At 71.1% G+C, this 14,087-nt stretch carries 13 protein-coding genes (1 of these 13 only partly in view); 11 read left to right on the top strand and 2 right to left on the bottom strand.

The features are described 5' to 3' along the window. Positions 1 to 28 precede the first annotated feature (28 nt). From VKZ50_20120 to VKZ50_20070, 11 genes are all read left to right on the top strand, one after another. On the top strand, positions 29 to 955 hold the full coding sequence (locus tag VKZ50_20120; protein HLJ62037.1) for a phosphoribosylaminoimidazolesuccinocarboxamide synthase: 927 nt from the start codon (positions 29 to 31) through the stop codon (positions 953 to 955). After that, the gene (gene purS / locus VKZ50_20115; GenBank protein ID HLJ62036.1) at positions 952 to 1,200 is read left to right on the top strand and encodes a phosphoribosylformylglycinamidine synthase subunit PurS; all 249 of its coding nucleotides are present in this window, start codon (positions 952 to 954) and stop codon (positions 1,198 to 1,200) included. Before VKZ50_20120 ends, purS begins: the two co-directional genes overlap by 4 nt. Before the next feature lie 34 nt (positions 1,201 to 1,234). Next, the gene (purQ, locus tag VKZ50_20110; protein ID HLJ62035.1) at positions 1,235 to 1,963 is read left to right on the top strand and encodes a phosphoribosylformylglycinamidine synthase subunit PurQ; all 729 of its coding nucleotides are present in this window, start codon (positions 1,235 to 1,237) and stop codon (positions 1,961 to 1,963) included. Positions 1,964 to 1,965: 2 nt separating this feature from the next. Beyond that, a complete protein-coding gene (purL, locus tag VKZ50_20105) occupies positions 1,966 to 4,227 on the top strand; it encodes a phosphoribosylformylglycinamidine synthase subunit PurL (protein HLJ62034.1) in 2,262 nt (753 codons plus the stop codon). Between the two features lie 71 nt (positions 4,228 to 4,298). Then, positions 4,299 to 5,714 carry an amidophosphoribosyltransferase gene (gene purF, locus VKZ50_20100; GenBank protein ID HLJ62033.1) on the top strand — a complete coding sequence of 472 codons (1,416 nt, stop codon included), beginning with the start codon at positions 4,299 to 4,301 and terminating at the stop codon, positions 5,712 to 5,714. 10 nt (positions 5,715 to 5,724) lie between these two features. Then, positions 5,725 to 6,780, top strand: a complete 1,056-nt coding sequence (gene purM / locus VKZ50_20095; protein ID HLJ62032.1) for a phosphoribosylformylglycinamidine cyclo-ligase — start codon at positions 5,725 to 5,727, stop codon at positions 6,778 to 6,780. Next, positions 6,773 to 7,465, top strand: coding sequence for a phosphoribosylglycinamide formyltransferase (gene purN / locus VKZ50_20090; protein ID HLJ62031.1), 693 nt, complete (start codon positions 6,773 to 6,775; stop codon positions 7,463 to 7,465). The genes purM and purN overlap by 8 nt, the downstream gene beginning before the upstream one ends. A gap of 52 nt (positions 7,466 to 7,517) precedes the next feature. Continuing rightward, a complete protein-coding gene (gene purH, locus VKZ50_20085) occupies positions 7,518 to 9,050 on the top strand; it encodes a bifunctional phosphoribosylaminoimidazolecarboxamide formyltransferase/IMP cyclohydrolase (protein HLJ62030.1) in 1,533 nt (510 codons plus the stop codon). Between the two features lie 26 nt (positions 9,051 to 9,076). After that, positions 9,077 to 10,045: a sugar phosphate nucleotidyltransferase gene (locus VKZ50_20080; protein ID HLJ62029.1), complete on the top strand. Its 969-nt coding sequence runs from the start codon at positions 9,077 to 9,079 to the stop codon at positions 10,043 to 10,045. After that, positions 10,042 to 10,656: an HAD family hydrolase gene (locus VKZ50_20075; protein HLJ62028.1), complete on the top strand. Its 615-nt coding sequence runs from the start codon at positions 10,042 to 10,044 to the stop codon at positions 10,654 to 10,656. Before VKZ50_20080 ends, VKZ50_20075 begins: the two co-directional genes overlap by 4 nt. Next, complete coding sequence (locus VKZ50_20070; protein HLJ62027.1) at positions 10,649 to 10,885, top strand: FAD-dependent monooxygenase; 237 nt, start codon at positions 10,649 to 10,651, stop codon at positions 10,883 to 10,885. Before VKZ50_20075 ends, VKZ50_20070 begins: the two co-directional genes overlap by 8 nt. 876 nt (positions 10,886 to 11,761) lie before the next feature. Here VKZ50_20070 and VKZ50_20065 read toward each other — a convergent pair. Together VKZ50_20065 and VKZ50_20060 are read right to left on the bottom strand one after the other, a co-directional pair. After that, positions 11,762 to 13,456, bottom strand: a complete 1,695-nt coding sequence (locus VKZ50_20065) for a glycosyltransferase family 39 protein (protein ID HLJ62026.1) — start codon at positions 13,454 to 13,456, stop codon at positions 11,762 to 11,764. Between the two features lie 193 nt (positions 13,457 to 13,649). Further along, positions 13,650 to 14,087, bottom strand: partial view of a DUF92 domain-containing protein gene (locus tag VKZ50_20060; protein HLJ62025.1) — the 3' portion only. The gene runs 285 nt beyond the window's last position; the window shows 438 of its 723 coding nt (coding positions 286–723); the start codon falls outside the window, past its right edge; the stop codon is at positions 13,650 to 13,652.

Below are 14,087 nucleotides of genomic sequence, written 5' to 3'. Positions count from 1 at the left end.
ATACCCACCGACGAAGGAGGAAGCAGGCATGGACGACACCGTAACCGGGAACCGGCCGCCGGCGGCGCTGCTCGAGACGCGCCTCGATCTGCCGCTGTTCTCCCGCGGGAAGGTGCGGGACATCTATGCGCTCGGCGACCGGTTGGTGCTGGTGGCGACGGACCGGCTCTCGGCGTTCGACTGCGTGCTCGCGACGGGAATTCCGGGTCGCGGCCGGGTCCTGACCGGGTTGTCGGCGTTCTGGTTCGAGCGGCTCCGCGACGTCGTGCCGAACCACATGATCACCGTCGATCCCGACGCGTTCCCGCCGGCGCTGCGTCCGTACCGCGGCCAGCTCGCGGGACGCACGATGCTCGTGCACCGCTGCCGGCGGATCGACTTCGAGTGCGTGGTGCGAGGTTACCTCGCCGGCTCGGCCTGGAAAGAGTACCAGGCGTCGGGGCGGGTCTGCGGGGTCCCGCTGCCCGCCGGACTGCGGGCGGGCAGCCGGCTGCCGGCGCCGATCTTCACCCCCGCGACGAAGAACGACAGCGGCCACGACGAGAACATCTCCGCGGCCCGGATGGCCGCGCAGCTCGGCCCCGCGCTCGCCGGACGGCTGGAGGAGACGAGCCTCCGGCTGTACCGCGAGGCGGCGGATGTGGCGGAGCGCGTCGGGTTCTTGCTCGTCGACACCAAGTTCGAGTTCGGTCTGCGCGGGGACGCGCTGACCCTGATCGACGAGGCGCTGACGCCCGATTCGTCCCGCTTTTGGGACGCCGCGTCGTACGCCGCCACCGGGTCGACCGAGAGCTTCGACAAGCAGGTGGTGCGCGACTATCTGGAACGCACCGGCTGGGACAAGCGACCGCCCGCCCCGACGCTGCCCGACGACGTGGTCGACGCGACGCGGGCGCGGTATCTCGAGGTCTACCGCCGGCTCGTCGGCCACGCCCTGGCAGAGGCGCAGGCGTGACAGGCGGCGTGCGGACGGTGCGGATCATCGTGACGCTGAAGCCGGGCGTGCTCGACGCACCGGGGCAAGCGATTCTCAAAGGGCTCGGCGCGCTGGGGCACAGCGGCGTGCAGGCGGTACGGGCGGGTCGTTACTTCGAGATCGAGGTGGAAGCGACCGACGGGTTGGACGAGCGCGTGCGCGAGATGTGTGAGGGGTTTCTCGCCAACACGTTGATCGAGCAGTACCGATACGAAATCGCGTGAGGCACACACGACGCTCGGGTGAAAGGGGTGGCGCGTGAACATCGGCATCGTCGTCTTCCCGGGGAGCAACTGTGACGCGGACACGTACCATGCCATCCGCGATGTGCTGGGACATCACGCGCAATATGTGTGGCACGAGGAGCGTTCGCTCGACGGGCTCGACGCCGTCATTCTGCCCGGGGGCTTCTCGTATGGGGACTACCTGCGCGCCGGTGCGATCGCCGCGACGTCGCCGGCCGTCCGGGCCCTCGGGCCGTACGTCGCCGGCGGCGGGCTCGTGCTCGGGATCTGCAACGGCTTTCAAACGCTGCTGGAGACCGGCCTGCTGCCGGGGGCGATGCAGCCGAACCTCGGCGGCCAATTCCGGTGCGAGTTCGTGCATCTTCGCACGGAGCGGGTGGACACCCCCTTTACGTGTGGGCTGGCGCCCGGAGACGTCCTGCGGATCCCGATCGCGCACGCCGAGGGCCGGTACGTGGTCGATCCCGCCGCGCGGCCGGCGCTGGCGGCGCACCGGCAGATCGTGTTCCGCTACTGCGACGCCCGCGGCGATGTCACGCCCGCGGCGAACCCCAACGGCGCCGAGGACGGGATCGCCGGGATCGCCAGTCCGTCCGGCGCCGTGCTCGGCCTGATGCCGCACCCCGAGCGCGCGAGCGAGGATCTCGTGGGCGGCACGGACGGGCTTCGCATCTTCTCGTCGCTCGCGCTGTGGATCACGACCGGCCGGCGGCTGTCGGCGCAGCCGGTGGAGGTGCACTGAGCATGGCGGTGCAACCGCCGATCGCGCCGTCCGAGCGGGCGGCCGCCGTCGGGCTGCGGCCGGCGGAGTACGAGGAGATCCGCCGGCGCCTGGGGCGGGATCCGACGCCCGCGGAGTTGGGCATGTTTGGCGTGATGTGGAGCGAGCACTGCGCATATAAGCACAGCAAGGCGGTGCTGCGGCGGCTGCCGTCCCGCGGGCCCGGGCTCCTGCGCGGCCCGGGCGAGAACGCCGGCGCGGTGTCCGTCGGCGGGGGATGGGCCGCCGTGTTCAAGATGGAGAGCCACAACCACCCGAGCGCGGTGGCGCCGTTCCACGGCGCGGCGACGGGGGTGGGGGGTATCATCCGCGACATCCTGGCGATGGGAGCGCGACCGACGGCGCTCCTCGATTCGCTGCGCTTCGGACCGCCCGACGATCCGGCGGTGACGCGCATCGTGGGCGGCGTCGTGGCGGGGATCTCGGCGTACGGCAACAGCATCGGGGTGCCGACGGTGGGGGGCGAGCTCGCGTGCGCGCCGTGTTACCGCCGGAACCCGCTCGTCAACGTCGCCTGCCTCGGTCTCGTGCGCGAGGACCGGATCGCCACATCCCGCGCGTCCGGTCCGGGGAACGCGGTGGTGTACCTCGGGGCGCGCACCGGGCGGGACGGCATGCAGGGCGCCGCGTTCGCGTCGGCCGAACTCGCGGGTGACCCGCAGGATCGTTCCGCGGTGCAGATGGGCGACCCGTTCACAGGCAAGCTGCTGATCGAAGCCACGCTGGAGGCGCTCGCGACCGGCGCCGTGGCCGCGATTCAGGATCTCGGGGCCGCGGGGTTGACCTGCGCGATCGCCGAGATGTCCGCGAAGGGCGGCGTCGGCATGCGCGTGGATCTCCGGGACGTGCCCCGCCGGGAGGCGGGCATGACCCCAGAAGAGGTGCTGCTCTCCGAGTCGCAGGAGCGCATGCTGCTCGTGGTGCAGGCGGGCCGCGAGTCCGAGATCCTGCGCATCGCGCGGCGCTGGGGGCTCGCGGCGGTGGTGATCGGACGCGTCGTCGAGGAGCCCGTGCTGACCGTGAGCGACGGCGACCGCATCGTCGCGCGGCTCGACCCCCGGTACCTGACCGATGCCCCGGAGTACGCGCCCGAGGCGGTGGAACCCGCCTACCTCCGCGACGCGCGCCGTCTCGACTTGGCGGCGCTGCCGGACGTGCCCGCGGCGGATGCGCTGCGGACTCTGCTGCATTCACCGGCGGTCGCGAGCAAGCGATGGGTGTACCGCCAGTACGACCACATGATCCAGATCAACACGGTCGTCCCCCCGGGCGCGGACGCGGCGGTGCTGCGGCTGCGGGACGCGGCGCCGCGCGGCGTCGCGCTTGCCGTCGACGGCAACAGCCGCTACTGCTACCTCGATCCACGCGTGGGCGCGATGATCGCCGTGTTCGAAGCCGCGCAGAACCTGGCATGCGCCGGCGCGGCTCCCGCCGCCGTCACCGACTGCCTCAACTTCGCGAGCCCGGAGCGTCCCGAGGTGTTCTGGACGTTCCAGCAGGCGGTCGACGGCATCGCGCACGCCTGCGAGGCGCTGGACGTGCCGGTCGTCGGCGGAAACGTCAGTTTCTACAACGAGGCGGGCACCGGGATCTACCCCACGCCGATCGTGGCGATGTTGGGGCGACTCGACGACGTGCGGCGTCACGCGACGTCCGGTTGGGTGCGGGACGGCGATCTCATCGTGCTCCTCGGCAGCGGGCGGGCGTGGCTCGACGGCAGCGAATACCTCGCCGCGGTGCACGGGGTCACCGCCGGTCGTCTCCGCGAACCCGATGTCCTCGCCGTCGCGCGGACCATTCGGTGCGCGCGGGAGGTGGTGGCGTCGGGGGCGGTGGCGTCGGCCCACGACTGCTCCGACGGCGGGATCGCCGTGGCGCTGGCCGAGTGCTGCATCGCCGGCGGCCGCGGCGCGACCGTGACGCTGGCCGAGACGAACGGATCGCGCCCGCAGGAGGTCCTGTTCGGAGAAGGGATCGGGCGCATCGTCCTGTCGCTGCGACCGGAAGCGATGTCGGCGCTTGCCGAGGTCGCGCGCCGGCTCACGGTGCCGGTGCAGGTGATCGGAGCCGCGGGCGGGGACCGTCTCGTGATCGCGGGCGGGCGGTCCCCGGCCGAACCGGGCGCCACGGCGCTCCGGGCGGGCGGCCCCTGGCTGGATGTCCCCGTCGCGGACCTTCGCGCGGCGTGGGAACCGGAGCCGCCCGTTGGTGCCTACGAGCGATGAGACGACCGGGGGGTTCCGCGACCGCCGCGGCACAGCCGGTTCGCTTGGCGACGAGAGGGGAGCGTGGCGCGATGATTCCGTGGGACAAACTGCGCGAGGAGTGTGGCGTGTTCGGGACGCGGACGAGCGGCGCCCCGGCCGCGCCCTACATTCACCTCGGCCTGTATGCCCTCCAACATCGCGGGCAGGAGAGCGCGGGCATCGCCACGTACGACGGCGCGGACACCCACCTGGTGAAACAGATGGGGCTCGTCGCCCAGGTCTTTTCTCCCGAGCGCCTGGCGTTGTTGCTCGGCCGCGTGGGGATCGGTCACGTGCGGTACTCGACGATGGGCGGGGCGCGCCTCGAGAACGCGCAGCCGTTTCTCGAGGCCACGCCGTGGGGCACGCTTGCGCTCGCGCACAACGGAAACTTGGTGAACGCGCCGGTGCTCCGCGCGGAGCTCGAGGCTCGCGGCTGCCGCTTCGCCGCGACGTCCGACACCGAGGTGATCACGAAGCTCATCGCCACGGCGCCCGCGGCGACGCTCGAGGACGCGGTCGCCTACAGCATGGGCCGCATCCACGGCGCGTACACCGTCGTGGCGATGGTGGGGGAGACGCTGCTTGCGTTTCGCGACCCCAACGGGATCCGTCCCCTCGAGATGGGGCGGCTCGGTCACGACGTGGTCTTCGCGTCCGAGACCTGCGCGTTCGATCACATCGGCGCCGAGGCGGTCCGCGAGGTTGGGCCCGGCGAACTGCTCATCGCCGACGCGAGCGGGCTGCGGGCGCGTCAGGTCCTGCCGGTCACGCGGCGCGCCTCGTGCGTGTTCGAGTACATCTATTTCGCGCGCCCCGACACGGTGCTGGAGGCGCGCAGCGTGCATCACGCCCGCCGCCGGATGGGGCGGGCGCTCGCGCGCGAGCACCCGGCCGAGGCCGATATCGTCATCGCCGTGCCCGACTCCGGCACGTCGGCGGCGATGGGGTACGCCGAGGCCGCCGGGATTCCGCACGAGGTCGGTCTGATCAAGAACCGCTACATCGGGCGGACGTTCATCCAGCCGGATCCGTCAATGCGGGACTTCGGCGTGCGCGTCAAGCTGAACCCCGTTGCCGACGTGATCGACGGCCGGCGGGTCGTGCTCGTCGACGACTCGATCGTGCGCGGCACCACGAGCCGGCAGATCGTGCGGATGCTCCGCCGCGCAGGTGCGCGCGAGGTCCACGTCCGCGTCTCCTCGCCGCCGGTCCGGAACGCCTGCTTCTACGGGATCGACACGAGCAACCGGGGCGAACTCGTCGCGTCACGCCTGTCGATCGACGGGATCCGCGCGGAGATCGAGGCGGACAGTCTCGGCTACCTCAGCGTGGACGGACTCGTCGAGGCGCTCGAGTTGCCGCGCCGCAATCTCTGTCTTGCGTGCCTCACGGGCGTCTACCCCACCGAGACGCCGACCGAGGCGACGGCCGGACGGTTCGCGCTCGAGACGCCGAGGGTGTAGGGCGACGTCGATGGCCGGGGCGCGCGAGCCACTGACGTACCGGGACGCCGGCGTGGACATCGACGCGAAGGAGACGATCCTGGCGGGGGTCGGCGGTCTCGTGCGCTCGACGTTTCGGGACGGCGTGCTGAACACCGGCGGGGAGTTCGGCGGACTCTTCCGGCTGGCGGGGTACCGCGATCCGGTGCTGGTCACGTCCATCGACGGCGTCGGGACGAAGACCAGAATCGCTGCGCTGTTCGACCGCTGGGATGTGATCGGGGCGGACATCGTCGCCCACGGCGCAAACGACGTGCTGTGTCACGGGGCGACGCCGCTGTTCATGGTGGACTACATCGCCGCGGAGGCGCTCGCGCCGGAGGTCGTGGCGCCGATCATCGAAGGGATGACTGCAGCCTGCCGGCGGCACGGCGTCGCGCTGCTCGGTGGCGAAACCGCGGAGATGCCCGGAATCTACAAGAGCCTGCAGGTCGACGTCGCGGGCTGCACCGTCGGCGCCGTCGAACGGGACCGCCTGATCACCGGCCGGGCGGTTCGGCCGGGCGACGTGATCGTCGGGCTGGCGAGCGACGGGTTGCACACCAACGGGTACTCGCTCGCGCGCACGGTGCTGCTGCCGGGCGGCGGCCTCGGCGACGCGGCGCGGCGCGCGCTCGAGCGCACGCCGCGCGGTTTCACGGAGCCGCTGGCGGACGCGCTGCTCCGGCCTCACCGCTGCTACGTGCGCACGGTGCTCGACCTTCGGGAGCGGGTTGACGTCCGCGCGATCGCGCACGTCACAGGCGGCGGGATTCCGGGAAACCTGGTGCGGGTCCTGCCCGAGGGCTGCCGCGCGGCCGTGGACCGCGGCCGGTGGCCTGTCCCGCCGCTGTTCGCGCTGATCCAGCGGCGCGGCCGGGTCGCCGATGGCGAGATGTGGCGGGCGTTCAACATGGGGCTCGGGCTGCTGCTCGTGGTGCCCCGCGCGCAGGCCGCCGATGCCGTCGCGCGCCTCGAGCGCGCCGGCGAGCGGACGTGGGTCGTCGGGGAGATCGTGGGGGGATCGCGCGGGGTGGAGCTTGTCTAGCCCGCTGCGCGTTGGCGTGCTCGTGTCGGGTGCGGGGACCACGCTGCAGGGGTTGATCGACGCGTGTGCGCGCGGCGAGGTGTCGGCGCAGATCGTGCTCGTCGCGAGCGACGTCCAAGGCGCGTTCGCCGTCGACCGCGCGCGCCGCGCGGGTATCCCGACGGCGGTGCTCGACCGGCGGACATTTGCTTCGACCGCCGCGTTCGAGGCCGCGCTTCGCGATGCGCTCCGGACCGCGCGCGCCGATCTGGTGTGCCTGGCGGGGTTTCTGCGCATCCTCTCGCCGGCGTTCGTCGCCGCGTTTGCGGGGCGCATCATGAACATTCACCCGTCGCTGCTGCCGGCGTTCGGCGGCAAGGGCATGTACGGGGATCGCGTGCACGAGGCCGTCCTGCGGTCGGGCGTCCGCGTGACCGGCTGCACGGTCCATTTCGTCACGGCCGTGCCGGACGGGGGGCCGATCGTCGCCCAGGCCGCGGTGTCGGTGGAGGACGACGATACCGTGGCGGAGTTGTCGGCGCGGGTCCGCCGCGAAGAGGTGCGGTTGTACGCGCGTGCGGTCAGGTGGTTTGCGGAGGGTCGGCTCCGCATCGAAGGAACCCGCGTGCGGATTCTCCCACCGGGTTCCGCCGGCGCCCCGGCGCCCGGTTCGGGCGCGGGCGTCCCGCGGTCCCGGTCGAGGTGACGGACGATTTCCGGCCGCCGGTGCGCGCGGCCGCTGGTGGCGAGGATCCGAGATGAAGGTGCAGCGCGCATTGATCAGCGTGGCCGACAAGACAGGCGCGGTGGATCTCGCGTCGGCGCTCGCGGCCCTCGGCGTCGAGATCGTCTCGACGGGCGGGACCGCGGCCGCGCTGCGTGATGCCGGCGTGGCGGTGACGCCGCTCAGCGAGGTGACCGGGTTTCCGGAGATCCTCGGCGGCCGGGTCAAGACGCTCCACCCCGCGGTGCACGGAGGGTTGCTCGCGATCCGGGGGGACGCGGCGCACGACGCGGAGCTCGCGCGGCACGGCATTCGCCCGATCGACCTCGTCGCGGTGACGCTGTACCCGTTCGAGGCGGCGCTCGCGCGCGGCGCGGACGCGGCGGCGATGATCGAGGAGATCGACATCGGCGGCGTGACGCTGCTCCGGGCGGCCGCGAAGAACTTCGACGGCGTTGTGGTGTTGAGCGACCCGGCGCAGTACGCGCCGGTGATCGAGGAGCTGCGTGCCACAGGGACGGTCGCCGCCGACACGCGCCGGCGGCTCGCCCGAAACGCGTTCGCCCGCACGTGCGGGTACGACGCGGCGATCGCCGGGTACCTCGGCGGCGAGCCGTTTCCGGAGCGTCTCGTGCTTGCGTTCGACAAGATCCAGGACCTCCGGTACGGCGAGAACCCGCACCAACGCGGCGCGTTCTACGGTGCACCCGCAGACCCCGCGCCGTCGGTGGCGACGGCGCGACAGCTCGGCGGCAAGGCGCTCTCCTATAACAACATCTTTGATCTCGACGCCGCGCTCGAGCTGGTCCGCGAGTTTGCCGACTCGGCCGCGGTCGTCGTCAAGCACGGGATTCCGTGCGGGGTGGGCACGGGCGACACGCTTCGCCAGGCGTATCTCAACGCCCGGGAGGGCGATCCGGTCTCCGCGTTCGGGGGCATCGTCGCGCTGAACCGGACCGTGGATCGTGCGACCGCGGAGGCCCTCGTCGAGACGTTTCTCGAGGCGGTGATCGCGCCGGCGTACGACGAGACGGCGCGCGGCGTGCTGTCCCGCAAGAAGAACCTGCGGGTTATGGAGGTCGGCCCGCTCGGCACCCTGGGCGTGGCGCCCGGATTCGACCTGCGCCGCGTGCGCGGCGGTCTCCTCGTCCAGGACCGCGACGTGCTCGATCTCGACGAGGCGCGACTGACCGTCGTGACCTCGCGCGCCCCCACCGCGCGGGAGTGGGTGGACCTGAGGTTTGCGTGGACGGTGTGCCGGTATGTGCGCTCCAATGCGATCGTGCTCGCGCGCGACCGGCAGGTCGTCGGGGTGGGCGCGGGACAGATGAACCGGGTGGAACCGGTGCGCCTCGCGGTCCGGCAGGCCGGCGAACGGGCGGCCGGATCCGTCATGGCGTCCGAGGCGTTTTTCCCGTTCCCCGACGCGGTCGAAGTGGCGATCGCGGCGGGCGTGACGGCGGTGATCCACCCCGGCGGAGCGACCCGGGACGCCGAGGTCGCCGCGGCGGCCGAGGCCGCGGGCGTCGCGATGGTCACGACCGGCATCCGCCACTTTCGCCACTGAACCCGAATCGCCGTGGACGCGCGGCGGTGACCGCTCGCCCACGGGCGCTGATCGTGGCGGCCGGTGTGGGGCGTCGGCTCGGCCGGCACACCGCGCGACGTCCGAAACCGCTCGTGTACGTCGCCGGGCGGCCGATCCTCGCACATCTGCTCGACGCGCTCCCCCCGCTCGGCGTGACGGACGTCGTCGTTGTCGCGGGGTACCTCCGCGGGCAGATCGAGGAGTATCTGGCGGCGCGCCCAGGCGCGTCCGCGCGGGTGGTCGTGCAGGCGGAGCCGCTCGGCAACGGTCATGCCGTGTACGCGGCGCGCGACCACCTCGAAGGTCCGGTGCTGATCCAGTTCGGGGACACGATCCCGCGCCTCGACCTCGGAGCGCTGCTCGCGCGTGAGGCCGCCTCGATCGCGGTTGCAGAGGTGGACGATCCCCGCGGGTACGGGATCGTCGAGGTGGACGATCGGGGGCGCGTGCGGCGGCTGTGGGAGAAGCCGGCCGAGCCGCGGGGCAGGCGCGCGGTCGCGGGGACGTTCTACTTCCCGGACGCCGGACCGCTGCGGGAGGCGCTGGACGAGATGGTCCGACGGGACGCGCGCCGCGCAGGCGAGTTCTGGTTGGTGGACGCCGTGCAGCACGTGATCGACCGCGGCATTGCGGTGGAGACGTTTCCGGTCGATCGGTTCTACGACTGCGGCACCGTCGACACGGTGCTGCTCGCGAACCGTGAGCTGCTCGCGGCGAACTCCGGGCTCGGTGCGCCCGAGACCCGCGGCGCAGACGTCGACGGCGAAAGTGTGATCGTGCCGCCGGTCGCGATCGCGCCCGGTGCGGTCATCCGCGAGGCCCGAATCGGCCCGTACGTCACGGTCGCGCCGGGAGCCCGGATCGTCCGATCCCGGCTCCGCGACGCGATCGTGCATCCCGGCGCGGTCCTCGAGGGTGCCGACGTCGCCCACGAGATCGTGGACGAGCCGGTCGTCGCGTGTGGCGGCGGATGACCGTACCCGCGGATGCGCCGGGCCGGCGCGCCGTGTTCCTGGATCGCGACGGCGTTCTCATCGCGGACGCGCACCACCTGCGCAGCGTGGATCAGCTCCGCGTCCTCCCCGGCGTGCCGGAGGCGCTCGTACGCCTGCGCGCCGCGGGGTGGGTGCTGATCGTGGCGACGAATCAGTCGGTCGTCGCACGGGGATGGGTGAGCGAGGAGGAGTTGCGGCACGTGCACCGCGTGCTGCTGGCCATGCTGCGGGAGCGCGGCGCCTCCCTGGACGCGATCTACTACTGTCCGCACCACCCGGAGGGCGCGGTGCCGGCGTACCGCGTGGTCTGCGAGTGCCGGAAACCGAATCCCGGGATGCTGCTGCGCGCGGCGGCGGAGCTGGGACTCGATCTGTCCGCGTCGGTCATGGTTGGCGATGCGGCGAGCGACGTCGAGACCGGCCGCCGTGCGGGATGCCGGACCGTGCTCGTGCGGGCCGACGCGGCGGAGACCGGCGCCGGGGGCACCCCGGCCCCCGACTACATCGCCGCGGATCTCGACGCCGCGGCCGCCTGGATCGTGGCGCTGCCTCGGCATCCGGGATCGACCGCGGGCGGGCGCGATGGATGAGTCCGCACGCGAGGGCCATCAGACCGCCTGCTGCATTGTCGGCGGCGGCCCGGCCGGGGTCATGCTCGCCCGGCTCCTCTCCCGTCGCGGAGTCCCCACGGTGCTGCTCGAGGAGCACACGGATTTCGATCGCCAGTTCCGCGTGACGCGTTGCAGCCGTCCACGATCGAAATCGTGGACGAGCTCGGGCTGGTGCACCGCCTGCTGGCGCTGCCGCGCGCCAAACTGAGCCGGCTCACGCTGCGCACGCCGCGCGGGGTCGCCGGCACGATTGACCTCGGCCACAATCGCGTGAATTTGCGTCGTGAGGGGTGCCGGATTCGGTGCCGGCATGCGTCAGCTGGCCACAACCCCCTGGGAACGCGATGCTGATGCGGCCAGCGTGGACGCTCGGTACGCTGCGCTCGTGTTCGAGAATGTGGGTTGTCACGATGGTGGCGATGATGCTGCCGAACGCGGCGCCGGCCATTCTCCAGGTCGTTCGCACAGCCGATGCGCGACCGAACGACGAACGCCTTCCGATGGCGCTGGGTGTCTCGGCCGGCGATCTCGCGGTGTGGGTCGGGTTCAGCGTCGTCGCGACCTTCCTGCAAATGGGCACTCGATTCTGCGAATATGCTGCCGGAGACCATGGCGATCCGCGCGGCCCTGATTGCCGGGCTGGTGGTTGCCACCGCCGGGCTCGATCAGGTGAGTCCGTTGAAGCACACGTGTCTGCGGCGCTGCCGCGCGTCGGGCAGATCCCCCGCCGAGGGCCAATGGCCGTCCGATGCCTGAGGCACGGCGCGGCGAGGCATCCGCTGCGGAGCGTCGTGCCTCGGTTGTTGTTCGGCCCTGATGTGTCTACTGTTCGCCGGGGGTCTGCTGAACGCCCTCTGGATGGTACTGATCGCGGTGTGGGTGCTCGCTGAAAGGACCCTGTCCTGGGGGAGTCGCATCGCGCGTCTCACCGCAGCTGGCCTCATTTCCTGGGGAAGCATCGCGCTCGCCCTGCGCTAACGCTGACCGCACGTACGGGCAGCGGTTGCCGCGGCGTGTTCCTCCACTCCGCAGGGCAGGTGATGTTCCACATGGGCAGATCACTCTCGCAACACTGAATTGCCTGTTAGCGTCCGGACACGCTAACGATGCGGATCGTGGGGCTGATCACCAAGTCTCCGTCGTTTCCACTTTCGTCTCCTCCGCCGTCGAGGTACGCGGGGCGGGCAATTCGCGTCACGAGCGACGCATCGGCGAGTCGGCTGAGGCGTCCAACCACCGCCAGATTGACGCCGTTCGCGCGACACCATGCGAGGTCTCGGTCGGGGGTCGTGTAGACCACCTCAACCGGGAGGTCCCGGAGCGCCGGAAGAAACCACCGGAGGTTGGCGTCGAACGCCACCACCTCTCCCGGGCGGGCGTGGGCGCGCACCCACGCAACCGCCTCGGTCCGGGTGTCCTCGTCGTGGCGCAGAAGCCATGCGAGATGGACTGCGCGGTCCGTGGGTTCGGCAAGGAGAATGAGGATCCCCAGGGTTGCGGCGACCGTTGCCGAGAGGCCCCCGCGCAGCGCGCGTGTGCGCCGGCACTGTTCCCCGATCCACGTCGTGCCGACCGCGGCGAATACCGCCGCAAACGGCAATAGCGGGATCATGCTGCGCAGGAAGAAGTTACGCTGGCTCGCCATGAGGCAGAAGTACGGCACCATGAAGCTGCCGAGGTAGAGCGCGAGACGCGGTTTTCGCACCGATGCGACGATCAGCCCGAGGACGGCTGCGGATGCGGGAATGAGCCCGAACGCGGCGTGAGGCGTCACGTACCATTCGGGATTCTGGCTGCCTCCCTGCATCGGATGAACGAAGTAGAGGAGGTTCTGTGCAGCTCCGACTTTCAGCGACGCCAGGGTGGGCACGCCGCCGTACGCGCGCCCTTCCGATGCCCACACGTCCACGAGGTAGCGCGGTGTCACCAAGATGCGCGGCGTGCCGGCGACGAAGCCGCCCGCGACGCCCGCTCCCAACGTGACGAGGGGGCGGAGGTCGAACCGGCGTCGCCGCGGGTTCAGCGCGTGAGCGGTAACGAAGGCGATCACGATCACGAACGCGGCTTGCTTCGTCGACATCGCGAGACCGCCGAGTGCGCCGGCGATGAGGTAGTCACGTGGTGTGCCGCCCTCCAACACGCGCAGACCGGCGAGTACCGCTGCGCAGAGAAAGAACACCATCGGAACGTCGACCCGGACGGTGTCCGCGTAGTAGACGAATCCCGGCGCCACCGCGAGGAGCGCCGCGGCGAGAAGCCCGACGCCGATTCCGAACGTCGCCCTCCCAAGGCGGTAGACGAGAAAGACCGCGGCGGTGGCCAGCAGGGTGGTGACGATCCTGGCCCACAGGTAGAACGAGGGTTCGTTGATGTACCACCAGTATGGCAGCGTTGGCGGCAGATGGCTGATCGGCGCCTGAGGGTGAAACAGTTGAATCGCAAATGGAGACGCCGCGTGTCCACTCAGGTGCAGATAGAAGTAGTAGAGATACGTGACGGGCAAGAGGATGTAGAAGTACAGGCTCGGATAGGAGAACGCCTTGGGATCGAGATCGCCCCGTTGCACCATGCCAATCACGTAAGTGACTACGTACGGTTCATCCCATTCGTGAATGTAGGGAAGACCCCGCGCAATCCCGACGAGCCGCACGGCGAGCGCCGTGAGCAGGATGAGCCCCACCGCGATACGCTCGAACGGGACGCGCTCGCGGGGCGGGGTGGGCGCGGGTCCAACGGACAAGGACAGAGGCGGGCGTTCGGGCGAGGGTGTCTCGGTCACCTTTCGCCCCCGCATATTTGGGCCTGGGAGGAGCGCCGCGGCGCCGCGTCACTGTCCGCTTGACAAGCGTGCCGGTGGTGCTTATAATATGGGTAACATAGCTGACCAGGCGAGTCCAATGGGGCATGTTGGGAACCGATTCCGAGAGGGTCGGTTTTCTTAATTTGTGGGCGCGCGTGCCTGAGGGAGGTGGCTACATCCACCATCGCACCAGCGCCACCGCGGTTAGCGCCCCCCACGCGGTTGCGGCGAAGTTGACGATCCCGTTTCCGATCCACGAGCACCGCACCTCGACGGTCGCGCCCAGGACGCTGTCGAGCATCGCGCCGGAGACGCCAGCCGCGGTCACGGCCACCGTGAAGGCCCCGGGGTTGTGTCGCGCAAGCACCGCGCCGATCCACGCGACGAGCAGAGCACCGGCGCACGCGGCTGCAGAGCCGGCGATCGTCACGCCGCCGGAGGCGCCGTGCGACACGGGCCGGCCGTTCGTGATGAGCACCGGCGGAAATGCGCTGAGGCGTCCTACCTCGGTGGCCCACGTATCGGCGGTGGCGACGGCAACCGCTCCCGCGCCCGCGACAAACGCAAGCGGAGATCCGCTCAAGGCGTATGCGCAGGCAGTCAACGCGGC

The organism is bacterium, from assembly GCA_035295165.1.
GTDB lineage: Bacteria > Sysuimicrobiota > Sysuimicrobiia > Sysuimicrobiales > Segetimicrobiaceae > JAJPIA01.
Note: the sequence above shows the minus strand (reverse complement) of the source record. Positions and strands in the feature narration are given on the sequence as shown.